The organism is Pseudomonas sp. P4_C8, from assembly GCF_056401975.1.
In genome coordinates, this window is record NZ_JBFUIH010000038.1 from 1 (window position 1) to 23,507 (window position 23,507).

The 23,507-nt window shown below is 57.6% G+C and carries 28 protein-coding genes and 1 pseudogene; 10 read left to right on the forward strand and 19 right to left on the reverse strand.

Going from position 1 to position 23,507, the window contains the following annotated elements; translation table 11 throughout:
• Both AC1DWM_RS22165 and AC1DWM_RS22170 read right to left on the reverse strand, forming a co-directional pair.
• A pseudogene (locus AC1DWM_RS22165) lies at nucleotides 1-115 on the reverse strand (IS110 family transposase); the annotation flags it as partial.
• A gap of 157 nt (nucleotides 116-272) precedes the next feature.
• Nucleotides 273-758 (reverse strand): GNAT family N-acetyltransferase, encoded by a 486-nt coding sequence (locus AC1DWM_RS22170; protein WP_223519453.1) that lies wholly within the window; start codon nucleotides 756-758, stop codon nucleotides 273-275.
• 141 nt (nucleotides 759-899) lie between these two features.
• Here AC1DWM_RS22170 and AC1DWM_RS22175 point away from each other — a divergent pair, with 141 nt between their 5' ends.
• The 3 genes from AC1DWM_RS22175 (at nucleotide 900) to AC1DWM_RS22185 (ending at nucleotide 3,098) form a co-directional block, all read left to right on the forward strand.
• A complete protein-coding gene (locus tag AC1DWM_RS22175) occupies nucleotides 900-1,325 on the forward strand; it encodes a YybH family protein (protein WP_477796111.1) in 426 nt (141 codons plus the stop codon).
• A 67-nt stretch (nucleotides 1,326-1,392) separates the two neighbouring features.
• Complete coding sequence (locus AC1DWM_RS22180) at nucleotides 1,393-1,737, forward strand: YciI family protein (RefSeq protein WP_007945386.1); 345 nt, start codon at nucleotides 1,393-1,395, stop codon at nucleotides 1,735-1,737.
• Nucleotides 1,738-1,862: 125 nt separating this feature from the next.
• Nucleotides 1,863-3,098 (forward strand): RNA polymerase sigma factor, encoded by a 1,236-nt coding sequence (locus tag AC1DWM_RS22185; protein WP_477796112.1) that lies wholly within the window; start codon nucleotides 1,863-1,865, stop codon nucleotides 3,096-3,098.
• A 98-nt stretch (nucleotides 3,099-3,196) separates the two neighbouring features.
• Here AC1DWM_RS22185 and AC1DWM_RS22190 read toward each other — a convergent pair whose 3' ends face one another.
• The gene (locus AC1DWM_RS22190) at nucleotides 3,197-4,051 is read right to left on the reverse strand and encodes a LysR family transcriptional regulator (RefSeq protein ID WP_223519459.1); all 855 of its coding nucleotides are present in this window, start codon (nucleotides 4,049-4,051) and stop codon (nucleotides 3,197-3,199) included.
• A 90-nt stretch (nucleotides 4,052-4,141) separates the two neighbouring features.
• Between AC1DWM_RS22190 and AC1DWM_RS22195 the strand changes: the two genes are divergently transcribed.
• Nucleotides 4,142-4,579, forward strand: a complete 438-nt coding sequence (locus AC1DWM_RS22195) for a multidrug/biocide efflux PACE transporter (RefSeq protein ID WP_477796113.1) — start codon at nucleotides 4,142-4,144, stop codon at nucleotides 4,577-4,579.
• Nucleotides 4,580-4,636: 57 nt separating this feature from the next.
• On the opposite strand, the gene AC1DWM_RS22200 is transcribed toward AC1DWM_RS22195, so the two are convergent.
• From AC1DWM_RS22200 to AC1DWM_RS22215, 4 genes are all read right to left on the reverse strand, one after another.
• Entirely contained in the window at nucleotides 4,637-6,253 is a 1,617-nt protein-coding gene (locus AC1DWM_RS22200) for an inorganic phosphate transporter (protein ID WP_477796114.1), read from the reverse strand.
• A 158-nt stretch (nucleotides 6,254-6,411) separates the two neighbouring features.
• Nucleotides 6,412-7,434, reverse strand: a complete 1,023-nt coding sequence (locus tag AC1DWM_RS22205) for a transporter (RefSeq protein ID WP_477796115.1) — start codon at nucleotides 7,432-7,434, stop codon at nucleotides 6,412-6,414.
• Nucleotides 7,435-7,650: 216 nt separating this feature from the next.
• On the reverse strand, nucleotides 7,651-7,956 hold the full coding sequence (locus tag AC1DWM_RS22210; protein ID WP_477796116.1) for a PepSY domain-containing protein: 306 nt from the start codon (nucleotides 7,954-7,956) through the stop codon (nucleotides 7,651-7,653).
• Between the two features lie 147 nt (nucleotides 7,957-8,103).
• Entirely contained in the window at nucleotides 8,104-9,231 is a 1,128-nt protein-coding gene (locus AC1DWM_RS22215) for a glycerophosphodiester phosphodiesterase (protein ID WP_477796117.1), read from the reverse strand.
• Between the two features lie 236 nt (nucleotides 9,232-9,467).
• Between AC1DWM_RS22215 and AC1DWM_RS22220 the strand changes: the two genes are divergently transcribed.
• On the forward strand, nucleotides 9,468-9,794 hold the full coding sequence (locus tag AC1DWM_RS22220; protein ID WP_477796118.1) for a DUF2025 family protein: 327 nt from the start codon (nucleotides 9,468-9,470) through the stop codon (nucleotides 9,792-9,794).
• Nucleotides 9,795-9,921: 127 nt separating this feature from the next.
• Here the strand turns inward: AC1DWM_RS22220 and AC1DWM_RS22225 are convergent, their stop codons facing one another.
• Together AC1DWM_RS22225 and AC1DWM_RS22230 are read right to left on the reverse strand one after the other, a co-directional pair.
• The gene (locus AC1DWM_RS22225; protein WP_477796119.1) at nucleotides 9,922-10,236 is read right to left on the reverse strand and encodes an antibiotic biosynthesis monooxygenase family protein; all 315 of its coding nucleotides are present in this window, start codon (nucleotides 10,234-10,236) and stop codon (nucleotides 9,922-9,924) included.
• Nucleotides 10,233-10,940 (reverse strand): CTP synthase C-terminal region-related (seleno)protein, encoded by a 708-nt coding sequence (locus AC1DWM_RS22230; RefSeq protein ID WP_477796120.1) that lies wholly within the window; start codon nucleotides 10,938-10,940, stop codon nucleotides 10,233-10,235. Before AC1DWM_RS22230 ends, AC1DWM_RS22225 begins: the two co-directional genes overlap by 4 nt.
• A 15-nt stretch (nucleotides 10,941-10,955) precedes the next feature.
• On the opposite strand from AC1DWM_RS22230, the gene AC1DWM_RS22235 reads away from it, so the two are divergent.
• Entirely contained in the window at nucleotides 10,956-11,897 is a 942-nt protein-coding gene (locus AC1DWM_RS22235; RefSeq protein ID WP_477796121.1) for a LysR family transcriptional regulator, read from the forward strand.
• Between the two features lie 7 nt (nucleotides 11,898-11,904).
• On the opposite strand, the gene AC1DWM_RS22240 is transcribed toward AC1DWM_RS22235, so the two are convergent.
• Both AC1DWM_RS22240 and AC1DWM_RS22245 read right to left on the reverse strand, forming a co-directional pair.
• Nucleotides 11,905-12,444, reverse strand: a complete 540-nt coding sequence (locus AC1DWM_RS22240) for a DUF1003 domain-containing protein (protein ID WP_477796122.1) — start codon at nucleotides 12,442-12,444, stop codon at nucleotides 11,905-11,907.
• 120 nt (nucleotides 12,445-12,564) lie between these two features.
• A complete protein-coding gene (locus AC1DWM_RS22245) occupies nucleotides 12,565-13,182 on the reverse strand; it encodes a TetR/AcrR family transcriptional regulator (RefSeq protein ID WP_223519480.1) in 618 nt (205 codons plus the stop codon).
• A gap of 215 nt (nucleotides 13,183-13,397) precedes the next feature.
• Between AC1DWM_RS22245 and AC1DWM_RS22250 the strand changes: the two genes are divergently transcribed.
• Nucleotides 13,398-14,456 (forward strand): MBL fold metallo-hydrolase, encoded by a 1,059-nt coding sequence (locus tag AC1DWM_RS22250; protein WP_223519482.1) that lies wholly within the window; start codon nucleotides 13,398-13,400, stop codon nucleotides 14,454-14,456.
• A gap of 47 nt (nucleotides 14,457-14,503) precedes the next feature.
• On the opposite strand, the gene AC1DWM_RS22255 is transcribed toward AC1DWM_RS22250, so the two are convergent.
• The 3 genes from AC1DWM_RS22255 to AC1DWM_RS22265 all read right to left on the reverse strand — a co-directional run bounded on the left by AC1DWM_RS22255 (nucleotide 14,504) and on the right by AC1DWM_RS22265 (nucleotide 15,954).
• Entirely contained in the window at nucleotides 14,504-14,764 is a 261-nt protein-coding gene (locus AC1DWM_RS22255) for an XRE family transcriptional regulator (RefSeq protein WP_223519484.1), read from the reverse strand.
• 11 nt (nucleotides 14,765-14,775) lie between these two features.
• The gene (locus AC1DWM_RS22260) at nucleotides 14,776-15,093 is read right to left on the reverse strand and encodes a helix-turn-helix domain-containing protein (protein ID WP_007946091.1); all 318 of its coding nucleotides are present in this window, start codon (nucleotides 15,091-15,093) and stop codon (nucleotides 14,776-14,778) included.
• 93 nt (nucleotides 15,094-15,186) lie between these two features.
• Entirely contained in the window at nucleotides 15,187-15,954 is a 768-nt protein-coding gene (locus tag AC1DWM_RS22265; RefSeq protein ID WP_477796123.1) for an AraC family transcriptional regulator, read from the reverse strand.
• A 112-nt stretch (nucleotides 15,955-16,066) separates the two neighbouring features.
• On the opposite strand from AC1DWM_RS22265, the gene AC1DWM_RS22270 reads away from it, so the two are divergent.
• Genes AC1DWM_RS22270 through AC1DWM_RS22280 form a run of 3 tightly spaced genes read left to right on the forward strand, consistent with a single transcriptional unit; the run spans nucleotide 16,067 to nucleotide 18,003 of the window.
• The gene (locus AC1DWM_RS22270; protein ID WP_477796124.1) at nucleotides 16,067-16,882 is read left to right on the forward strand and encodes a sulfite exporter TauE/SafE family protein; all 816 of its coding nucleotides are present in this window, start codon (nucleotides 16,067-16,069) and stop codon (nucleotides 16,880-16,882) included.
• 43 nt (nucleotides 16,883-16,925) lie between these two features.
• On the forward strand, nucleotides 16,926-17,273 hold the full coding sequence (locus AC1DWM_RS22275) for a hypothetical protein (protein WP_223519490.1): 348 nt from the start codon (nucleotides 16,926-16,928) through the stop codon (nucleotides 17,271-17,273).
• Nucleotides 17,274-17,307: 34 nt separating this feature from the next.
• The gene (locus AC1DWM_RS22280; protein ID WP_223519498.1) at nucleotides 17,308-18,003 is read left to right on the forward strand and encodes a DUF6933 domain-containing protein; all 696 of its coding nucleotides are present in this window, start codon (nucleotides 17,308-17,310) and stop codon (nucleotides 18,001-18,003) included.
• Nucleotides 18,004-18,033: 30 nt separating this feature from the next.
• Here the strand turns inward: AC1DWM_RS22280 and AC1DWM_RS22285 are convergent, their stop codons facing one another.
• The 5 genes from AC1DWM_RS22285 to AC1DWM_RS22305 form a co-directional block, all read right to left on the reverse strand.
• Nucleotides 18,034-19,020, reverse strand: a complete 987-nt coding sequence (locus AC1DWM_RS22285; RefSeq protein ID WP_223519492.1) for a hypothetical protein — start codon at nucleotides 19,018-19,020, stop codon at nucleotides 18,034-18,036.
• A gap of 285 nt (nucleotides 19,021-19,305) precedes the next feature.
• Nucleotides 19,306-20,019, reverse strand: a complete 714-nt coding sequence (locus AC1DWM_RS22290) for an HNH endonuclease (protein WP_223519494.1) — start codon at nucleotides 20,017-20,019, stop codon at nucleotides 19,306-19,308.
• A 116-nt stretch (nucleotides 20,020-20,135) separates the two neighbouring features.
• Entirely contained in the window at nucleotides 20,136-20,669 is a 534-nt protein-coding gene (locus AC1DWM_RS22295; RefSeq protein WP_223519496.1) for a BRO-N domain-containing protein, read from the reverse strand.
• 367 nt (nucleotides 20,670-21,036) lie between these two features.
• Complete coding sequence (locus tag AC1DWM_RS22300; protein ID WP_007943877.1) at nucleotides 21,037-22,287, reverse strand: ribonucleotide-diphosphate reductase subunit beta; 1,251 nt, start codon at nucleotides 22,285-22,287, stop codon at nucleotides 21,037-21,039.
• Between the two features lie 533 nt (nucleotides 22,288-22,820).
• Nucleotides 22,821-23,084: a DUF2790 domain-containing protein gene (locus AC1DWM_RS22305; RefSeq protein WP_223516130.1), complete on the reverse strand. Its 264-nt coding sequence runs from the start codon at nucleotides 23,082-23,084 to the stop codon at nucleotides 22,821-22,823.
• Nucleotides 23,085-23,507 lie beyond the last annotated feature (423 nt).

Sequence of the window (23,507 nt, forward strand, 5' to 3'; positions counted from 1 at the left end):
AAGCTTCACGCGATTTGAGGCGTTCTTCATAAAGCACCTGGCCCAGAGCGTCTTCGCCTGCGACCTGAAAGACCTGCTTGGCAAGATCGACCGCCACTGTCGTACAGGCCGACACATCGGTTGAAGACAGGGACTGTTTAAGCGTCGTATTCTTTTTCATGGACTCGCCCTCGCTGCCGTTGGCTTCTTAGACTGCCACCGTGGCGCATTGACGCCTCGGCGTGGGCGAGTCCATCCAATTACATTGGTTTGGCGGTGGGTCAGTAGCTATCTCAGAAAACCAGACCCATTCGCCGCTCATAACCAATCCGCCCCTTGTACGCTTCACCCCTGTCGACCCAGCCGAACTTTGTGTAAAGCGCGATAGCCGGCTCATTGTCCGCATCCACCGACAATTCCAGCCCCTTTATTTCCGGAAACGCCTGACGCGCGACCTCGGGTAGCGCTTGCAGGCAGGCTTTGCCATACCCTTTGCCTTGAGCGCGTTGGTCGACTTGTAGCGCATGCAGGGTGGCGCTGTGTTCATCGGCCCAGGCCGGCAGCACCGGCGGGCGCTTGAGCAGCAGGAAAGCCACGGGAACGTCCTCGACCAGCAGCGCAAATCCTTTGACACCGGGGCCGGGTTTGGACAACAGGGAGTGCAACGCTCCGTGAATGTCGCCGCTGAATTTTATTTGTTCTTTGTGAACTTCGATGGCCTCGACCTGCTGGCGCTGGCGCGCGTTCAGGCTTTCGTAAGGCACGAGTCGGGTTGTCACTGGAGTGTCCTTTTTCCAACACGAATGAGCCTCGAATTCTAGCGAGTTTGCGTCGATGGATTATTTTTATTTCAGTTGTCGATTTGGTTTTTTGCCGAACGACTAAGGGTGTCTTCACAACAAAAACCACGGAGAACCACCATGAGCGCTACACACGAAATCCAGACCCTGATCGACACCTATCGCCAGGCCGTCATCTCCAAGGATGTCGAAAGAATCATGGCCCTGTACGCCGAGGACATCGTCTCCTACGACGCGGTCAAGGCCTTGCAATTCCGGGGCAAGGCCGCCTACCGCGCGCATTGGCTGGAGTGCATGGAAATGTGCCAGGGCCCGCATAAGTTTGACTTCGACCATATGAACATCGTGGCGGACGAGCACATCGCCTTCGCCCATTGGCTGGCCCATTGCGGTGGCACCAACGACAAGGGCGAAACCCAGGCCTGCTGGATGCGGGTGACCGCCTGCTACCGCCGCGACGCCGGGCAATGGCGCATCGTCCATGAACACTGGTCGGCCCCGTTCGACATGGTCAGCGGTACCACGATCTTCAATCTGGAGCCCTGATCGTCGGGAATTTCGCCAACGCGTCAATCTGCAGCCATAGTTGATTCGTTCGATTCAGGAGAGCCACATGAAATACCTATGCCTGGTCTACAGCAACGAGCACACCTTGCACTCGCTGCCCGAGAGCCCGAACGACGCCGAGTGCATGGCCTACGCTGAGTCGATTCAGAGTGGTGGCCGCATGCTCGCGGCCGAGGCGCTGGAGTCGGTGCAGACCGCCACCACCGTGCGCATGCGTAACGGCAAGATGTCGATCACCGACGGCCCGTTTGCCGAAACCAAGGAGCAATTGGCCGGCTTCTACCTGATCGATGCCAGGGACCTCAATGAAGCGCTCCAGGTCGCCGGCAACATCCCGGCGGCCCGCGTCGGCTGTGTCGAGGTGCGTCCCGTTCGCCAGTTGAATGCTTGAATGACAACGACCAAAAAGGGGGCCTGCATGAGTCCGCAATCGGCTGAAAGAAAGACTGCCAAACTCCAGTTATCCATCAGTCGCTTGATCGAGGAAACACTGGTCACCGAAGGCATGCCGCACTGATGCCTGGCGCCTCGGTGCAGGCCCGGGTCGAGCAGGTTTACCGCGAAGACTCGCGGCGGATTCTCGCGACGCTGATTCGTTTGCTCGGCGATTTTGACCTCGCCGAAGAGGCCCTGCACGAGGCCTTTTTTGTTGCGGTGGAGCGTTGGCAGCGTGACGGCGTGCCGGATAATCCGCGCACCTGGCTGGTGTCCACCGGGCGCTTCAAGGCGATTGATGTGTTGCGCCGGCGCGCGCGATTTGCCGCGTCCCGGCCGCTGCTGATTGCGCAGGCCGAGGCGCTGGAACAGGTCGAATGGAGTGAAGAAGACGTGGAAGACGATCGCCTGCGCCTGATCTTCACCTGCTGTCACCCGGCACTTGCGGCGGACGCTCAAGTGCCACTGACCTTGCGCGAAGTCTGCGACCTGACCACTGAAGAAATCGCCCGGGCGTTTCTCTCGGCGCCCGCCACTATCGCTCAGCGCATCGTGCGGGCGAAGGCGAAAATTCGTGATGCGAAAATCCCTTATCAAGTGCCGACACTGGCGGAATTGCCCGAGCGCCTCGACAGCGTTTTGCGGGTGATTTACCTGGTGTTCAACGAAGGTTACTCGGCGTCCATCGGTGCTGAAGTGACGCGTGAAGATTTGACGCGCGAGGCGATTCGGCTCGGGCGATTGCTGATGGATTTATTGCCGGAATCGGAGGTGAAAGGGCTGCTGGCGTTGATGTTGCTGCATGAGTCTCGGCGCCGGGCGAGGACGTCGCTTGACGGTGAGTTGATTGTATTGGATGAGCAGGACCGTTCGTTGTGGGACGCCGGGATGATTGCCGAAGGGTGTGCGCTGGTGGAATCGGCGCTGACCACTGGACAGTTCGGGCCGTATGGCCTGCAAGCGGCGATTGCGGCCGTGCATGCCGAAGCGCCCTCGGCGGCGGAAACGGACTGGCAGCAGATCGTCGGTTTGTATGACGTGCTGCTGGCGGCAGTGCCTTCGCCGGTGATCGAGTTGAATCGCGCGGCGGCGATCTCCCGAAGGGATGGGCCGTTGGCGGGGCTGACGTTGGTTGAGGCGATTTTGAATCGGGGCGAATTGCTGGAGTACCACTTGGCCCACTCGGCGCGGGCAGAGTTTTGTCGGCAGTTGGGACGGGTGGAGGAAGCGCGGGCGGCGTATGAACGGGCGCTGGAGCTGACGCAGCAAGTGCCGGAGCGGCGGTTTCTCGAAGCACGGATCAAGGCTTTGGAGTGATGTGATCTGACTGGCCTCATCGCGAGCAGGCTCACTCCTACAGGGTTAGCGCCAATCCTGTAGGAGTGAGCCTGCTCGCGATAAGGGCCGAAGGACCTTCATTCCAGCATCTTGCTCAGCAGCCAACTCCCCGCCGGCCCCGGTGGATGCTGGCGCGACCACAGCGCATCGACAAACACCGGTTTCGGCCAGCCGCGCACCTGAAGTTCCTGCAACGAGCCCTTGCCAAACCGCTCCACCAGCCACCGTGGCAACGGCGCCCAGCCGAATCCTCCCTGGGCCATTTCCAGCAACATCAAATAGCTCGGCGCCGACCAGACGCGACCCTTTGCCCGGCTTTCATACGGATTGACGATGGTTGCCAGACGCAGTTCACGGTGCTGTTGCAGTACGTCCTGATCGATATGATCGAGTGTCGCCAATGGATGCGCAGGGGAGGCGAACAGCGCGATGTCCGTGCGTTCGTCGACGGTCGAACTGACCAGATCCGGCGGATAACTGTCCTGCATTTCAGCGAAGGCCACCTGCGCCCGACCCCGTTGCACCAGTGCAATCAAGTCATCGCATTCGGCAATCAGGCATTCGAGTTCCAGGTCCGGGTAGCGTTGCTCGAACGCACCGAGCGCGACTTCGAAGCGATCGGATTGATAGGTGTCGGAAATCGCCACGGTCAGTTTTGGCTCGACGCCTTGTGACAGCTGGCTGGCGGTGATTTCCAGCCGACTGGTGGCGGCCAGAATCTCCTCGGCCCGTTGCAGCATCACATGCCCGGCCGGGGTCAGGCTGGGTTTGCGGCTGCTGCGGTCGAACAGCACAAGGTTCAAATCGATTTCCAGACTGGCCACCGCCGCGCTGATGGTCGACTGGCTGCGCCCCAATTTGCGCGCCGCTGCGGAAAACGAGCCTTGGGTCGCCGCCTGGACAAAGGCCAGCAACACTTCGTGAGAGGCCATGAACTATCGCCTTGATCGATGGTTATTGGTTATGAAGTATCGGTGTGGCGAGGGATCATGGCAACCACAGTCACTCAGAGGAGTCTGGCCATGAGCGTCAAAAAATCCATCACTGAACGTATTTTCCAGGCCGTCGGTTTCGAACTGCTGGCCATCCTGATCTGTACCCCGTTGCTGGCCTGGATCATGGACAAACCGATGCTCGACATGGGCGTCGTCACCATGGCCATCGCGGCCCTGGCCCTGGCCTGGAACGTGGTTTTCAACGGCTTGTTCGACCGCGTGCTCAAGCGCTACGAGATGGCTCACACCGCGTGGGTCCGGGTTATCCATGCGTTGCTGTTTGAGGGTGGTCTGGTCGCGGTCGGTGTGCCGCTGATTGCCTGGTGGCTGAAGATCGGCCTGTGGGAAGCGTTCCTGCTCGACATCGGTGTGCTGCTGTTTTTCCTGCCGTACACGTACATCTACCACTGGGTATACGACGTGGTGCGGGAGCGGATGGTGACGCGCGCTGTTTGCGAAGGATGAACGTGTTGAGCGGGCTGATGATCAGCCCGCGGTTTTCAATTTCCTGTGTCGGGCCGATCAGAACAGTTGGGTGAATAACCAGTACAAGCTGCCCGACAGCAGGATCGCCGCCGGCAAGGTCAGCACCCAGGCCATCAGCAAGTTACGGATGGTCGTCATTTGTAAACCGCCACCGTTGGCAACCATGGTCCCGGCCACACCCGACGACAACACGTGGGTGGTCGACACCGGCAGGCCGAACATATCCGCTGCGCCAATCGTCAACATGGCCACGGTTTCCGCCGAGGCCCCCTGAGCGTAGGTCAGGTGGGATTTGCCAATCTTCTCGCCGACCGTTACCACGATGCGCTTCCAGCCCACCATGGTGCCCAAGCCGAGCGCAATCGCCACGGCGATCTTGACCCACAGCGGAATAAACCGCGTGGAGTTATCGATCTGCTGTTTGAACAATTGCAGCTTGGCACTGGTGTCGGCGTCGAAGTTGCCGACCTTGTTCTTGTCCATCAGGCGAATGGTTTCGCTGGTCAGGTACATGTCGTTACGCACGTTACCCACGGCCTCGGCCGGTACTTGGGACAGCGAGCCGTAACCCTTGACCTGAGCGCCGATGCTACCGGTGAGGGCGGCGAGCGCCGGCACCAGTTGCGGCGTCGCTTCCTTGCTGCGCACGTAGTCAGACAGCACCGGACGCGGGTCGGCCGGGGCCAGTTGCGGCGCAGCCTTGACCAGCGCTTGCTGGGTCACCTCGGCCACCGCCGCAAATTGCAGCGCCTGGTCGGCCGGCATGGCGCGGTTCAGCGCGTAGGCCATGGGCAGTGTGCCGACCAGAATCAACATGATCAGGCCCATGCCTTTCTGGCCATCGTTGGAGCCGTGGGCAAACGACACGCCGGTGCAGGTCACAATCAACATGCCGCGAATCCACCACGGTGGCGGGGTGTTACCTTCGGGGGCCTTGTACAGCGAGCGATTCTTGACGAATGCGCGCAGGGCCAGCAACAGCAAGGCGGCGAAACCAAAACCGACCAGCGGCGAGAGCAGCAACGCATAACCGATCTTGGTTGCCTGTGCCCAGTCCACACCGCTGGTGCCGTCACGGCCGTGCATCAGGGCATTGGCTACGCCGACGCCGATGATCGAGCCGATCAGCGTGTGCGAAGACGAGGCCGGCAAGCCCAGCCACCAGGTGCCGAGGTTCCACAGGATCGCGGCGATCAACAGGGCGAAGATCATGGCGAAACCGGCGGAGGAGCCGACTTGCAGAATCAGTTCCACCGGCAACAGGGCAATGATGCCGAACGCCACCGCGCCGCTGGACAGCAGCACGCCGAGGAAGTTGAAGAACCCGGACCAGGCCACCGCGAAATTCGGCGGCATCGAGTTGGTGTAGATCACCGTCGCCACGGCGTTGGCGGTGTCGTGGAAACCGTTGACGAACTCAAAGCCGAGGGCGATCAGCAGCGCCACGCCCAGCAGCAAATACGGGGTCCAGGTGGTCACCACGGTGCCGATTTCTTTCACGTCGCGCATCAGGCTATAAGCGGTGAACAGCAAGCCGATGGCCAGCACGCCGAAAAAAATCACCAGCGTGAACGCGCTGTGTTTTTTGTCGAACTGTGGCCTGGCGCTGCTGGCGGGTGCCTGAGCTTTGGCGGGGAAGGAAGCAGAAGCCATCACGAACAATCCTGAGGAGGGGGGAATGTCAGTGATGGTCGTTCCTATTTGTTACAGGGGGACTGCTCCAAGTCAGGGTTTTGGGTTTTTCGTTGTCCGCTGATCTGAACCCGGCATCCTTGGGTTGAAATAGGGAGCATCACCTAATGTGGGTGTGCTCAATAATCCTGGCGCTTACGAAAGGCCCAACGTCCCGCAATCACGGTAAACGTTGCGACCAGTGCCACCAGAATCCAGAACCCCTGCGGGTCACCCGACAGCGGCACCCCGCCGACATTCATGCCGAAGAAACCGGCAATGATGTTGATCGGCAGCGCCAACACCGTCACCACCGTCAGGGTGAACAAGGTGCGGTTGCTCTGCTCATTGAGGTTGGCGGCGATTTCTTCCTGCAACAGTTTGATCCGCTCACCCAGCGCCGTGAGGTCGTTGATGATCAACGCAAACTCCTCGGTGGACTTGCGCAGTTCCTTGACGTCCTCCTTCTGCAGCCATTGCGGCGGACGATTGAGCAGGCGCAGCAACGAACCCGGCTCCAGCGCCAATAGGCGTTGCAGACGCACCAGCACTCGACGGTTGGCGCCCAGTTCGGCACGGTTGGTCGACAGTCGCGACGACAACAACTCATCTTCGATCTGATCGACGCTCTGGCTGGTCTTGCGCACGATTTGCGTCAGCACTTCGCCCTGATCGCGTAGCAGATGCACGAGCAACTCCAGCGGCGAGCGAAAACATTCACCGGCCTTCACCGAAGAGCGCAGCTTGTCCACCGAGTGCAGCGGTTGCAGGCGCGCGCTGATGATCAGCCGACTGCGGGCGCACACCCACAGCGTCGAGACATCCGAGGAGATCATGCTGCTGAGGTTGAACACCACATCGTTGACCACCGCCAGCAAGGCCGAATCCACATGCTCGATGCGCGTCGAGCGCGAGCCTTCGTGCAACGCTTCGAAAAACTCGTCCGGCAACTCCAGGTGACTCTTCATCCAGCGCTCGCACGCGGCGTGGGCCAAGTTCAAATGCAGCCAGAGGAATTCGTCGCTGTCGTCGGGTTGTTGCAGGTATTGCAACGCCCTGGCGGAATCAATCTCCCGACCGCGTTCACCGGGGCGAAAAACGAAACCGTACAGCAGGCCAAACAGGTCCGTATCGCGATGGCTTTGGTCGATGCTGTGGTTCATGAGTGCTCGCAAGGGAGGCGCCTGTCGCGGGTTTTACAGGTTCACTTGAGCGGCATCATTGCAAGGATTTTTGACGGTTTTGTGACAGGTTGATGGCGGTGATACAGCGGTTCTACTGACGGCTGCGTGATCCGCTTACTCGGGGCTGCCTGTCATGCGCAGAGAGATGCAAAAAAGCCGCACGATTGGTAAATCGTGCGGCTATTGAGGTGTGTATCAAGTGTCCAGTTTGTTGCTCAGGACTTTGCCTGTAGTGGCATCGAAGTCCACATCAAATTCTTTGCCATCCGGGGTGCGCAGCTCCACTTCATATTCGAAACCGTTGAAGTGGTTGTCCAGATCGGTGTCGGTGATGGTGGCCCCAGGATGCAGTTTCAGCGCTGCCTGGTTCATTTCTTCCAGTGGCTTGATCGTGCCGCTCTTGACCAGCTCAGGGATCTGATCGACGCGAACATCCGCCTGGGCCAGGCCGGCGGTGAGGGTCAGGGCAGCGGCGGTGAACAGGGCAGTCAGGGTTTTCATGAGGTTCTTTCCTTGGATTGATCTGTTTAAGTGGGGCCAGATTAGCGGTGGCAACTTAATTCATCCTTAATTCCCGAAAGCCATCTCTGGCAAGCCCGCTCCTGTAGGAGCATGGCTTGCCAGCGATGGCCGCACCCCGGTCCCGAATCAATACCCATTATTCTGCAGCAACTGCGCAACAGTCCCCGCTGCCGGCCGCTTATAAAACTTCAACAACTCACTGGCCCGATTGGTAAAAATCCCATCCACCCCAGCCTCCATCACCTTCTGGTAATCCACCGCATCATCAATGGTGTACACATGCACCAACAAACCCTGATCGTGGGTGAATTGGTTCATCCACGGTTTCACCAGGTCCGAATAGCTCTGATCGCCGCCCTGGCTCAGCGCGGCGGAAGGGCCGGTGCCGATGGCGCCTTGGGCCTTGGCGTACTCGACCCATTGCTGGAATTCGGCTTTGTCTTTCGGCTCTTGTTTGGCGTAGTAGGTGGCTTTGTCCTTGTCGCCGGACTCGGCGAACGTCACCTTGGATTGCGGCTCAATGCTGCCTTCGCCGACCCACAACAGCAGGACCTTCGGCACTTTCGGCATTTCTTGTTGCAGTAGTTCTAGGCTGCTTTTTTCGAAGGTTTGCAGCACCACTTTGCCTTTGCCCTGACCAACCGCCAGATCACTCTTCGCCAGTTTCGAACCGGCCGGGCTCAGCCAGCCACGGTCCTGCAACTTGTCCTTGAGGTTGCGCTCGATGCCGGGGAATTGCTTCGGCTCCTTGGTCTCGATGTACAAGCCTGGCTTGTGCAGCGGGTTGCCTTGGGCAATGTCGATGATTTCGTCCAGGGTCAGGATTTTCAGACCCGCGTAGGAAGGGCGTGCGCGATCCGGGTAAGCCGTGTTGAACCAACTGCCGGCGTCGAGGGTTTTGAGCTCGGCGATTGTGAATTCGTTGGCCAGGCTGTCCTTGCGATCAGGGAACTTGCTGGCAACGTCGGTTGTGCGTTGCAGGTTGTTGTCGTGCAGGGCAAACAGCACGCCGTCCTTGCTGCGTTGCAAGTCCATCTCCAGATAATCGGCGCCAAGGTCGCGGGCCAGTTTGTAGGCGGCGGCGGTGGATTCCGGTGCATCGAAAGAGGCGCCGCGGTGGGCGATCACCGCCGGGTGCGGAATGCCCAAACGGCTGGCCAGAGCGTTCGGGGCCGGCTCGTTGGCGGCTTGTGCCTGGCCGAGGCCGAGCATCAGGCTCAGCAGCAGGGCGCTTTTGGTGAAGGTAACCGGCATGTCGAGATCCTTTCGCAGAGAGATTTTCAAAGACGTCTCTTTTAACAACTGAGCGTTACCAGCGCTATCGCCAGACCGACATAAACATGTTTAAAGCAGTTTTTTTCAGCGCAGTTGTGCGCTGCTTTGCAGTACTCTTGGTCACGGCAGTTTCCCCGGCAGAGGGAAACCCGCGTCGTTTCCCTTGCGTGTAAACCATCGATCACCGGTCGTTAACGACCTTTTGTGAGGTTTATATGCGCATCACTTCCGAGCTCATCTGCCAGGCCGCCGACCAACTCAACGGCTTTGTCGGCCTCAATCGCAAGACTGGCCATTACATCGTTCGATTCAGCGAAGACGCGTTCGGCATGGACGTGGCCGATGACGGCATTATTCCGGTCAGTGAGTTTGTCTGGGCGCCGGGGCCGGAACAGGCCATGACGCTCAAGCGCGAGATGATTCAGTTGCTGTTGGATCAGAACATTGATGAGCGGATCAACATTACCGAGCCGTTGCGGGTGTATATGCAGCGGCGGGAAGTGCCGGAGATAGCGGCGGTCAGGAGTCTTGTGCGGGGTTGATGGATTTGGGGTGACTGTTTGGCCGCCTTCGCTGGCAAGCCAGCTCCTACATTGGTTTTGTGTACGACGCAGAACCCATGTAGGAGCTGGCTTGCCAGCGAAGGCGGCCGAAAGGACACCGCAATTTTCACAGCTGAAACCGATAATCCCGCTCAACCTTGCAAACCCGCGTATGACACGCCGAATACCAGGTCGAGCGCCCACGCTCACGAATCTCACTGTGCTCGGGATGATGTTTCCACGCCAGAATCGCCGCTTCACTGGCCCAATACGAAACCGTAATCCCGAGCCCATCCTCACCCCGGGCCGACTCCACGCCCAAAAAGCCCGGCTGTTCACGGGCCAGTTCCACCATGCGCGTAGCGGCCTCGGCGTAACCCTGATCACCTTCAGTGCGCAAAGACGTAAAAATCACTGCGTAGTAAGGCGTCGTCGCGATCATGTTGTCTGCCTCACGCAAGCCTTGATGAAGGCGCGGACCAGCGGCGGCAGAATGCCTTTGAGCGCTACGCGTTCCGGCTGGAATAGCGTGGCGACGAAGAACGGATGACCTTTGAGCTCCACCGCCCGCAAATCCCCCTGCGAATCATGGCCAACGGCGCACAGCTGTTGGGTCAATAACTCACGTTTGAACGCGGGGTTCACACCGAAGCGGCAGCGATATCCTTCGCTTATTTCAGTCGTTTCGTACGCGTTGGCGATCAACGAGTCTTCTAGCAGGTGAATGCTGTCGACGGCTTCCACCAGCGAGCAGGCCAGCGGCGTCAGGAGCGCACGCGCGGCATCAGGATGTGTTTCGCCATGTTCGGCATCTTCCCAACCCAAAACATGTCGGGCGAACTCCAATACCGCATGTTGAAACCCGCCACAGGTGCCGAGGAACGGTCGCTGCTGCTCCCGGGAAAAACGGATCGCCCGCAACGCACCGTCCATGTCGCGGTAAGGGCTGGCGGGCACGCACCATAAACCGTCGAAGTCCTCCAGCGCTGCATCCGTGTTGATGTGGTCGGTGGCCAACCATTGGAATTGCACGTTCAGGTTCAGCTGTTCGGCGGCCATGCCGAGGGCGACGGGAATGGCTTGATGGGCGGTGACTTGAGGGTCGAAGTCACCGATCAGGGCGATGCGGATGGCGCTGGTTTCCATGAGTGATCTCGATGCTTGTTGATTCCTGGTACCCACTATAGATTGGCGTTCACGCAATCAATATTGGCGTTATCCCAAGTGATCAATGCAGCTACGCACTATCGGCTCGACTATCCCGACCTGGCCCTGATTCTCGCTTTGGTGCGCGGCGGCTCTCTGGCCCGGGCATCGAGCTTGTTGAAAGTCGACGTTTCCACGGTGTTTCGTGCCGTCCGCCGACTGGAAGCGGCACTGGGTCAGCAACTGTTCGAAAAGAGCCGCGCCGGCTACTTGCCGACCACGCTCGCGCAAACCCTGGCCGAGCAGGCCGAACGCGCGGAACAAGCGTTGGACGCAGCGCGAATTGGTGTGGAACAGGGCGGGGAAGTGATCAGCGGCACCGTGCGCCTGACTTGTACGGACTCGGTCCTGCAAGGCTTACTATTGCCGGCGCTGGCGCAGTTCATGCCGTCATACCCGGCGCTGACCATTGAGTTGAGCACCTCCAACGACTTCGCCAACCTCAGCCGCCGCGATGCCGACATCGCTTTGCGCCTCACTCGTACACCGCCAGAGCACTTGGTCGGTCGACGTCTGGCGGATATTTCCTATCGGGTGTGTGCCAGCGCGGGGTACCTGAACCCTGTTGACCCTGAAGACCTGGCCTCGCTGACCTGGATCGCCCCCGACGATTTTCTCCCCGACCATCCCACCGTCGCCTGGCGGCGTCAGCACTTGCCGGGCGTCACACCGGCCTATCGCTGCAACAGCATGCTGTCGGTGACCGAGCTGGTGCGAGCTGGGTTAGGGGTCGCGGCCTTGCCGGATTTTTTGATCGGCGATACGTTGCAGCCGCTGACCGGTCCGTTGCACGGTTACGACACCGCGCTTTGGTTGCTGACCCGCCCGGACTGCCGTGCGTTGTGTTCGGTGGTGACACTGTTTGATGAGTTGGGGCGGGCACTGCGATTGCCCTGAGCGAATGCTAAGGCTTTGGTGGTTCTTTGCGCACGAAGTGCTGATGCATTTCCGAGGTCAGGTTTTCAATGCGTTCGGTGAGGGTCTTGGTCATCTCGGTGAGCCGGGTGTTCTGTTCGAGCAATTCCATCAGTTGCGCGGTGTTTTTTGCGGCTTCGGCCTGACGTTCGCTGTTGGCCACGGCGATGGCCTCACGGTGCTGCGCATCGGCTTCCGACTGCGCTTTGTCGCGCGCCGCCTGACGGGTCTGGGCCAGCAGAATCAGCGGCGCGGCGTAAGCCGATTGCAGGCTGAACGCCAAGTTGAGCAGGATGAACGGGTAGACGTCGAAATGGGTCACGCCAAAGATATTGAGACACACCCAGAGCACCACGATCAGCGTCTGCGCGCCGAGAAAGGTCGGCGTGCCAAAGAACCGCGCGAAGGCTTCGGCGCGCAGGGCAAATTTGTCGTTGCCGAAGGTGGGTGCCAGGTGGGCGTGAGGGCGGTGAAAGCGCAGGTGGTCGACAGGGGCGGTGGACGTGGTTTCGGTGGTCGGGGTGGTCATGATGCTCTCTGCATGGCGCTGGGACTGAGGCTCACTATAGCCCCAGCGCCAGTTTCATTCTGAAACACATTGCACTGACTTATTCAGAGCTGACCGATGAAGGGTAAGCGGCGGAAATTGTCACTTTTCGCAGACTTGATAACAGGCCAGGAACATATCCAGCGCCGACTCCACCACGGTGGTCTGCATCTCCGGTGACAGGCCCGGCAGCCCCATGGAAATCTGCGGCCAGAACGCAAAGGACTTGAGCATTCCCTGGACCTGTTGGGCGGCAAAGGCGGGATCGACCGGTTTCAATCGACCGTCCAACTGAGCCGCGCGGATCCATACGGTCAGGTCCTCCTCACGCTCGCCCATTCTGGCGACCATGTTCTGCGCGCGCTCGGGAGAATGGATGGTGGCGGCGATGGCCACCCGCGCCAGATCGAGAAAATTGTCATCGCCGAGCATCTGCAATTTCGCCTGAAACATCAGGCGCATCTGATCGCGCAGAGGCAGGTCAGGTCGGTAGGACGTTTCTTGTACTGCCGTCAGCCGTGTCCAAAGTTGATTGAGTATTTCGGCAAACAACTCTTCCTTGCTCGGGAAGTGGTTGTACACCGTGCGCTTCGACACGCCGGCGGTGGCCGCAATCTTGTCCATGCTGGTGATGTCGAAACCGTTGGCACGGAACTCGGCAATCGCCGCTTGAATAATGGCTTCGCGTTTTCGGTCGGTGAGGCGCTGTGGAGCTGTCATAAGTACGCTTCGGCAGGAGGCAGAGGAAAATTACACTCGGTAGTTTACTTGTGATCGGCTTTGATGCAACCTAGAAACTACACTGTGCAGTGTAATGTTATGTTAATCCTGCACAGCGAAAAATAGATCGTCCGGCTGATGCGTGCGTGCTTTGGCCATTTATCGTCCCACCGTGAAAAACCGCAAATTTGCGGTTTTTCTGGAGTCACTCAGTCATGGCCACTTCAACTTCCTCTACGGATAACACCCCTTTGCCTGAAGCTTCCCGTCAGGCAGAAGGGCACTTTCGAAACCATACCCCCGTGCAGCGCGAAGGCGTGCGCAAAATGTTGCGCATCATGTGGAACATGATCTTCCACAAACCACGCAACACCCGCCCGACCGCCCCGGTGCCGGTACAAACACTGACCCAGGCGGCATTGATCGCAGCGCCCAACCACAGCGTTTACCGCCTCGGCCATTCCACCTTACTGCTGAAACTGCGGGACAAATTCTGGATCACCGACCCGGTCTTCGCCGAGCGTGCCTCCCCGGTGCAATGGGCCGGCCCCAAGCGTTTCCACCAGCCGCCGATCAGCCTGGAAGAATTGCCGCCGATTGAAGCGGTGATCCTGTCCCATGATCACTACGACCACCTCGATTATCACGCGGTGCTCAAACTGGCAGACAAGGCCAAGTATTTCCTCACCCCGCTGGGTGTCGGCGACACACTGATCAAGTGGGGCGTCGATGCCAGCAAAGTGCGCCAACTCGATTGGTGGCAGGGCACTGATGTTGATGGCATCCAGTTCATCGCCACCCCGTCGCAACACTTTTCCGGCCGTGGTTTGTTCGACGGCAACAGCACGCTTTGGGCGTCCTGGGTGATGATCGACGGCGACACGCGGATCTTCTTCAGCGGCGACAGTGGCTACTTCGATGGCTTCAAACGCATCGGCGAACAGTACGGCCCCTTCGACCTGACGCTGATGGAAACCGGCGCCTACAACGTTGAGTGGCCCCACGTTCACATGCAGCCGGAGCAAACCCTGCAAGCGCACATCGACCTCAAGGGCCGTTGGTTATTGCCGATTCACAACGGCACCTTCGATTTGTCGATGCACGCCTGGTTCGAGCCCTTCGACCGCATTCTGGCGTTGGCCTGGGAACGCAATGTGTCGATCACCACACCGCAAATGGGTGAGGCGTTCAACGTGATGTACCCGCAACGCGGAAGAGCGTGGTGGCTAGGGATGGAAAGTGAAACCGATCAGGTCACAGCGCAGAACGCTTGATGTCTGATTGCCGGGCCGAAGGAAGCGGCCCGAGCTCTACATCCCGACTAGCTCCGCGTATCGAGCAGCAGACTCAGATATTCCGAGATCTTCGCCACGGTCAAATCGCGAAATTTTCCACGGAGCATTTCATTCAGCTCCTCCTCAGACAGCCCGAGCTTTTGCGCCGCCTCAGTCTTATCCAATCGACCGGTTTCAAGGAGTATCCCAATCTTCATCACGTACTCGGATTTGGCCCGCATTTCACCTGCATCGGGATATCCGAGCGCCTCATAAACGCAGTTGTCACTTCCATCGACATCAATCATCCGCTGACACCTCACTCCACCATCGCATAATCCGCCCGCCCAACCGGGTTCGGCGTCGACCCTTTCACATTCATCCCTCGACCCGGCGCAAACCCCGGGAAAAACACCAACCCCTGCGCCTCAAAGCAATAAGCCAACGCCAACCGGGTGACATCCAGCACATCGCGCTTAGCCTCGAATCGCTCGATGGCCTCTACCGAAACCCCGGATTCCCGAGCCAGCTCATCAACACTCCAGCCCAGCATCGCTCGAGCTTGGGCGCAGTGGGCCGGGGTGAATTGGAAGAGGGCGATACGTTCCAGGGTGATTTTCATCGCATGAGAGGCCATGGTGTTCTCCGGGCTCGAGAGTGCTGATTCAAAATGTACTGTGTTTTTGTACAGTTGTTTTGCGCCCGGATCAAACTCATTTTTTGATTTGTTCTATTTCGAGGCTTGCATCCAGACGGACGGTGGCTGCCCCAGTACGCGACGAAACATGGTCGAGAACGCCGCTGGGCTGACATAACCGAAATCCAGCGCGATGCGCGTTACCGCAGTCCCCGACGCCAACCGCGCCAGGGCCAGCACCACGCACGCTCGCTGCCGCCATTGGCTGAAACTCAGGTCGGTTTGTTGTCGAAACAATCGATTAAACGTTCGCAAGCTGATGTGCAATTGATCGGCCCAGTCCTGCGGCGGCTGGTGAGCATTCGGTTGCCGGAGAAACGCCTGACACAACCCCAGCAACCGCGTATCCACGGGCAGCGGAATGTGCAACGGCAGGTGAGTGCTGCGCGCCAGTTCGTGCAGCAGCAAATCGATCAGGGCACCGTCACGCCCGGCCTCGTCATACGCCAGCGGGATCTCCACCGCCTCCATCAACAAATGCCGCATCAACGGCGACACACTGATCACTTGGCAGCGATCCCCCAGATCAACCGCCGCCGGTTCGATATACACACTGCGCGTACTCACCCCGAGCATCAGCACCTCATGCGCCATGCCCGGCGGAATCCACACCGCCCGCTGTGGCGGCACCACCCAATTGCCGTCATGCGTGCTGACCTGCATCACCCCGGTGGCGCCATACAACAACTGCGCCCGCCGGTGTGTATGACGAGGCAACAAATGGCCGTGGGAATAATCCGTCCCGATCGCCACCACCGGGCGAGGCGTGTCATCCAGCAGATCAATCGGAACATTGCGCATATGGCGGCTTCCAGCAGTTGGCGTAAACGCGAACATTATTGGCTGAGTTGCTGAAGCAGGCCAAGACGCATCGCTCTATCGTCGACCGCTCCCAACCAATGGACGACACGCAATGTTCTATTTCCTGCTGGCACTCTTTGGCTGCATGACCGGTATCACGGCGGTGCTGTTTGGCTTCGGCGGCGGCTTCGTCGTCGTGCCATTGCTCTACCGCATGCTCACCGCCAGCCATGGCGTCGATGACCCCGTCGGGCAAGCGGCGATGCACATTGCGGTGGCGACTTCGACCTGCGTGATGATCGTCAACGCGCTGATCGCCACCGGCAAACACCGGCGTGCCGGGAACCTCATTCGCCATTACCTGTGGCCGTTGGGCGGGTTTATCGGGGTGGGCGCTATCGTCGGTGCCATGGCGGCGATGTGGGTGAGTGGCGAGGTGATTCGTTATGCGTTCATCGCGTACCTGGGCGTGACCATTGTGGATTGCCTGTTCCGGCGTGGTTTTCTTACGCAGTCTGACGCTGGAGTCCCACGCCGATTGGGGAGGGCGGAAGTGTCTGGTGGTGGCGTAGGAATTGGCGCTATCGCGACGTTTCTCGGCGTGGGTGGCAGCGTCATGACTGTGCCGCTGTTGCGGCGTTGCGGGTTGAGCATGAGTCAGGCGACGTCCATGGCCAATCCGTTGAGCTTGCCGGTCGCGGTGGCCGGGACGGTGACTTACGTGGCCATGGCGGGATTCAGCGAATTTGACTTGGGGGCGTGGTTTATCGGCTATGTGGATCTGCTGGCGTTTGCGGTTTTGACGATGGGATCGTTGCTGGGGATTCGATTGGCCACACCTTGGATCGGGCGGATTCCGGATCGATTACACGCTGGGATCTATATTGGATTGTTGGTTATCGTGATGCTGAGCCTATCGTTGCCGTAAGTTGTCGCACGGCATTGCTCAAAATCTAGTACAGGAGGGGGCCATGTCGATATCCGAAAGTGACTGGAAGAAATACAAAGAACTCTACGAACTGGCGCTGGATCGCTTCTGCCAAGGCGTTCTTGTTGATGCCCAGACTATCGCGCAAAACGATGCTCTATCAGCTCATGCGCGATATCTTACGCTCTACCGCCTCATGCGAAATCGGGACAAGGACCTAGCGATGGCATTCGACGGACTTCGACGCTCAGAAGCATCGTTATCTTTAAGGTTGATGATTGCGTATGACTTGCTCAGTGATGAGGAATTGTCGGGGTTGAGTGAGGAGTTCCGTGAAAGAGTTTCTGACGCCGTTCGCCAGCCTTATGAAATTGAATGGGTTAAGGACTGAAAGCATTTTTCTAGCATCTAAACAGAGAATCAGGATGTTGATCTTTAACTGCACCGAAGCGGCCAGCAACTTCTTCAGCCGTGTGCACAAGGGTAAGAAAATCACTCCGGTGGAAAAACCGCCATCACCGGTTATCGAGGATGATGAGGCAGTCGAGTTCACCGAACAGTGGCTGGTCCACGCCATCACCGTCCAACGCAAGCACGTGTTATTTGTCATCCATGTGCAAACCCGTTATTGCATGATTTTCGCGGACGCGAAAAAAGCGGATATCGAAGGTTTCGTTCAACGTTTTACCGAACGCTGGATAAACGGCTTGATCCGCCATGCAGGGCAGCACGACATCCTTCGCTGGATCGATGACGAGCCGATGATGGACCGTTTCCAGGAGAGTTGCCGCGAATACGTGTTTTACAAACGCGGTCATCGCGGAGCGCAAAAACACCTCAATGACATCGCCTGGGTATTTGAGGACTGTGCCGCCGAATGGGGCACTTTGCCCTCGGACGAGTTCTCGGCTGCGCGCTTCGATGGCGATATGAACGACACCCCGAGGAGTAGCAAAGGGCACAAGGACTATTACTACCCCGACGAGGAAATGATTGCTCACTGGTTGCGCCGTTATGGTGGCTTGGATGAGCCGGCAGTCGAGGCGGCCTGTGAGCGGCGCATGGAAGTGAAACGGGAGATATGGGCACTCGAAACGCAGCTTAATGCCGAAGCGCAATGAGCCGTCGCAGTAGCACCGTGGCCCGGTCTACTAACCCTGCAACCCCGGCGCTTCTCGAATAATGAAGTGATCCAGGTTCTCGATATTCGCACTGAACACCCCGAACGTCTGCTCGGGGTTTTTCTTGCTCGGCACCTGCTTCAACTCCGGCGTCACGCCATAAAAGAAGCAATACAAATTCTTCCCGCTCTCGATGGCGTGCTTGATCTCTTCCAGAAACGCTTTGCGCTTGCGGTAGTTGTCGATCAGTTTCTTGCTCAAGTAAACATTGACCGAATAAGGCTTCTTCTTCGCCTCATCCGCCTGCTTGAACCAGACCTTCTGTTCGAAATCGATGCGAAAGCTCTGGGTGTAATCCTTGATCTCCTTGATCTTGCCCCAGTAAATCAGCCCCTTGTTGTCTTGCAAGTACTCGATCTTCTTGAAGAACGACCCGTACGGCGCCGTGTGCTCACCAATCTTCAGCGGCATGCGCTTGAGCAGCTCCTTGTCCTCGAAGTTCGACACAAAACACTCCACAGGATGGGCGAAGACGCTGGTCTTGTCCGGCGCTGATTCTTGGCTCGTGTGCTCTGCCTGGCTGTCCGCCGGCGTTGTTTTTGGGACATCCTGCATTACATCCGCTGCGACCTCAGGGTTCGACGCCTTACGCACATACTGACGCCGAGTCAGCAACAACTCCGACGGGAAGTGCTCCTCGCGGCTGTCATCCGTTTCCGCACCATCCGCGTCCACACCGGACACCGACGCCTTGAGGCTGACATAAGGACAATCCGCCACATGCCGGGTGCTGGGCGTGTTCTTGAAGTGCGGGGTGCGGACGTAATTTACGTTTTTGGCGTTGAACGTCGTCAACACATTCGCCGCATCGAACGCTAAACGGCAGGCGTCGTTGGGGCACTGGAAGTGCTCTTTGGCGGAATCGAACGCCATGGTTTCGTCGAAATTCAAATCGCGTACGTCATAGATCGACAGCTTGTCGTCGAGGCTGAGGCAGTAGGCGAGGTCGAATTTCATGACGGGCTCGGGTCCTTGAGTGGGGAAGGGTATTAATAGCGGGAGGCGGGGCGGGTTGCACTGACTGTTTTCAACACACCGAAAAATCTGCGGCAACACACCAAACCTTGTAGGAGTGAGCCTGCTCGCGATTCCCAGCACCAACTCGGTCTAAATTCCTCGTGCTGACCCAGTGGCAACACAACTCACCGTGGCGAGGGAGCTTGCTCCCGCTGGGCTGCGCAGCAGCCCCAAAACAGGCAAACGCGGTCAGTCGGACAGATCGCAGAGGTGGTGACGAAAGATTTACTCCTCTTCTAGCCGTGCCACTTTCTTATAAAGCGAAGCAGTGAATTCCACCCTGTCGCTCGAGTGGTGACAACGTTGATGACAGTTTGGACACAGCGCCACAACATTGGACGGAAGATCCGAACCATCTTGCGACAGATGCTTTACGTGATGCACTTCAAGAAAGGGGTGACCATCCTTTTCAAACGGAGCGGGGTTGCCACAGCCTTCGCATTTGCCTTCAGCCTGCTGACGAACCCAAGCCCTCAACTCGGGATCACGAAAGTAAGACTTTCTGTTGGACTCAGTCTGTATGGGATTTTTTATCCCTTTGGGGACATAAAGAAATGGTTGCCGCTCAAGTTTGGCCGCTCGTTTCTCCAGTGTTGCTTCGTCCGCTGTCGGAACAAAATCCTCAGGTGTCAAAATGCTGGAAGCGTCGAGCGCCCTACGAATGCTACGTGCAACATTAGCGCCGACATTTTTGGCAGGTTTGTATCCTTCAATGCGATTTCGACTCAGTTCGACCAGAACGGTAGATATGTTCTGCATCCGAAATTCGACAGAGCCTTTAGTCCGACCGGCTAAGGGGCCCTCTCGCAGGATACGATTCTCCTCAGTCTTGACGAATTTTTGACCGGCCTGCTCGCGTGACAGCATATTGAGATAGGCGTCGACCGCAGCCTGAATCTCCGCATCACTCCAATCGCTGTTGCTTTTTTTCGTGTCCATACAATCGCCGAGGGTTGAAAACCCTCGGACGATACTGAGTGGCCATTACCGATGTCTACGAAAACTCCTACAAAAAATAGCGACGAATCTCGCAATCGATCCTACAAGCGAGTCAACTAACCCATCGAGTGATTCGACGACTGAAACACCTGCGCCACTCTTCGCCACCAAGGCTTAACCACTGTCGTCCGTCGTTGCGGCTGATCGTGCAGCAGGTAAGGCATGTCCCGGAGCCGAATCCAACCTTCATCCTGCCACTGCAGCAAACTCAACGACATTTCCGGCCAATCCAACAAACTCAGCATAGGGCGATCTGAATGTCCCGAATGTTCTGCGTCGCGCAAGGCCGGCACCACCTGATGAGTCAACCACTCACGCAACAATCGATTCCCCGGAACGTAGTGATACACCAGCAATGCATACACGCCGGATTCGCTGAGCATCAGTTGCTTGTCGGGTTGCCGGAAATACTCAATCCCCAAAACGCGACGCTGATCCTTGTCGAGTTTGTTGACCATGCGTTCGCTCAGATGGATACCCATCAAACGACCGATATCGCGGGCGCAAAACCAGGGCTGGTTTTCAAGAAGGAGGGCGTGGAGAGGGAGATTGTGACGAGAGAAAACTGTTACAGAAAAAGGATCGGACATAACCATGACCTCTACGTTTAGATTTTGGAGGGCCTGACCCCAACGTAGAGTGGACTTAAGAAATCCCAACGAGCAGTGCAATCACTCAGACGATCTATGAATCACCAAGGGTAATTCCGAGTCTATGTAATCGACCATGCTTTCTACGTTGGGTGTTTCTTAGGCACCTGCCGTAAAGATTAGAGGCACCGGTGGTGGGCTTCAATGCAGAAGCGGCTGTAAGTGCTGTAGGAGATTTAGCGTTGTCGCGTAGGGATGGAAAAGGACTACTCATCGTCCAACAAAAAAGCCCCGATCAGATCGGGGCTTTTGCTTTTTCGACTCAACGACTCAGACTGCAATCGTCAAATTGCGGCGAGCTCGGAAATCAATCCCAGCTCAACGCCCCACCAGTCTGATACTCAATAACCCGCGTCTCAAAGAAATTCTTCTCTTTCTTCAAGTCCATAATCTCGCTCATCCAAGGGAACGGGTTCGTAGTCCCTGGATACTCTTCCTTCAACCCAATCTGCGACAGACGACGGTTAGCAATAAACTTGAGGTAATCCTCCATCATCGCCGCATTCATCCCCAGCACCCCACGAGGCATGGTATCCCGAGCGTATTCAATCTCCAGCTGAGTGCCCTGCAGAATCATCTGCGAAGCTTCTTCCTTCATCTCAGCATCCCACAAGTGCGGGTTTTCGATTTTGATCTGGTTGATCACGTCGATGCCGAAGTTCAGGTGCATGGATTCGTCGCGCAGGATGTACTGGAACTGCTCGGCGACGCCGGTCATTTTGTTGCGGCGGCCCATGGAGAGGATCTGGGTGAAGCCGCAGTAGAAGAAGATGCCTTCCAGAACGCAGTAGTAGGCGATCAGGTTGCGCAGCAATTCTTTGTCGGTTTCGACGGTGCCGGTTTCGAACTTCGGATCGGAGATCGAACGGGTGTATTTGAGGCCCCAGGTGGCTTTTTTCGCGACCGATGGGATCTCGTGGTACATGTTGAAGATCTCGCCTTCATCCATGGCCAACGATTCGATGCAGTACTGGTAGGCGTGGGTGTGGATCGCCTCTTCGAACGCCTGGCGCAGGATGTACTGGCGGCATTCCGGGTTGGTGATCAGGCGGTACACGGCCAGGACCAGGTTGTTGGCAACCAGGGAGTCGGCGGTGGAGAAGAAGCCGAGGTTGCGCATGACGATGCGGCGCTCGTCGTCGGTCAGGCCTTCCGGGTCTTTCCAGAGGGCGATGTCGGCGGTCATGTTGACTTCTTGCGGCATCCAGTGGTTTGCGCAACCGTCCAGGTACTTCTGCCAGGCCCAGTCGTACTTGAATGGCACGAGTTGGTTGAGGTCGGCGCGGCAGTTGATCATGCGCTTTTCGTCGACAGCGACGCGGGCGGAGGCGCCTTCGAGTTCGGCGAGGCCTTCGGCGACGTCGAGGGTGTCCAGGGCAGCTTTGGCACGGGCGATTGCGGCAGAGTCGTTCGCGGTAACGGCGCGAGCTTCTTGAGCGGCGACACCACCAGCGGTGTCGAGTCGGTCCATGTTGGCTTCGGTCGCGTGGCCGGCGTTAGCGCCTTTTACCACGGCTTCGCCGCTGTCTTCTTTGTCGAATTCGTCCCAGCTCAGCATGACGTGTCGTCTCCTGCGTGAGGGCCAGATGCCCGTGTGATGGTTGTTCACACGGTCGCTCTGACCGCGTTGGATCTAAAGGAATCGTTTTTTGCAGCCGAGGCAGGCAATAAAACAGAATTTTGTACGGGGTTCCGAGAGCCACTGATGGGCGCAACCAGCGTTAAACGCTACTGCGGGGCTTCAGACTGGCGTTCCATCCCTGTAAGGGAATATTGCAGGCCCGTTAAGGCGGCATTATAGGGAAATTTTCACCGGCGTGGTGCGGCGAATCGGCTCATGGAATGGCCGGAAGGGCGGGTTTTTCGGGCAAACCGAGGGAATACAGGGCTTTGGCCGGTGTAGATTTTTTTTCGTAAATTTTGACGCTGGATTGTTTCTGCTCAAAAAATAGCCAAAAAGGCTGTTTTTCACTACATGTTGTGTTTCGTAGCGGTTTTCGCCGTCTGCAAACACAACTGAGCCCGACCGGAGCCGGGCTGGAATAGACCTTCAACGATCAGCTGAAATGATCCGATTCGGTACAGTCGAGATCAGCCGTTAGAGCAGCCGTTACCCATCACGCTGTAGTTAAGAATATGGCGTTGGCCCTTGGAGTCTTCGTATTCCATTTTCATCGGGACAACTTCACACACGTTCGGTACTTCGCTCATGGAAACAACTTTGGCGATGTCCAGGTGAGTGGCGTAAGTGTATTGCTCAACGGCCGGTTGTTGCTGTGCGACATCAGTCGGGGCCTCGTCTGCCATGGCGGTTGCGCACAAGCTGCTGAGGGCCAGAACTAATAAAGCTTTCATTTCAGATTTACCTTTTAGAGGTCGAATGGGGTCACGCAACCTTTGTGGGGTTGCGTGTGGAGCTTGGGTGTCGGGGTATTTGATTAACTGCCTTCGTGGGGGCTGCAACTCGGTTAATCAGGTTGCCTTGTTGGCGGGGCAGATTTTAGGCGTGGAGTTTTCATTCATATAGGCGTGGTTTTGATAAACACCTTTGACGGAATTCGTAACAATCTTCGATTAACGTTGTAAGAGGCGGTTGGCTGGCGATCTTGGTGATGGAGTTACTTCAGGTGGACCGCGTTATCGTTCTTCGCGGGCAAGCCTCGCTCCTACAGGGGGGCGGTGTGTTTGGGACGTGTGTTCCAAGCTTGTTTTGGGCTTTTCAGGGCATTTTGTAGGGGCTTGTTACTACCATCGTCGAATGGTTCTATAGGGCCGGCC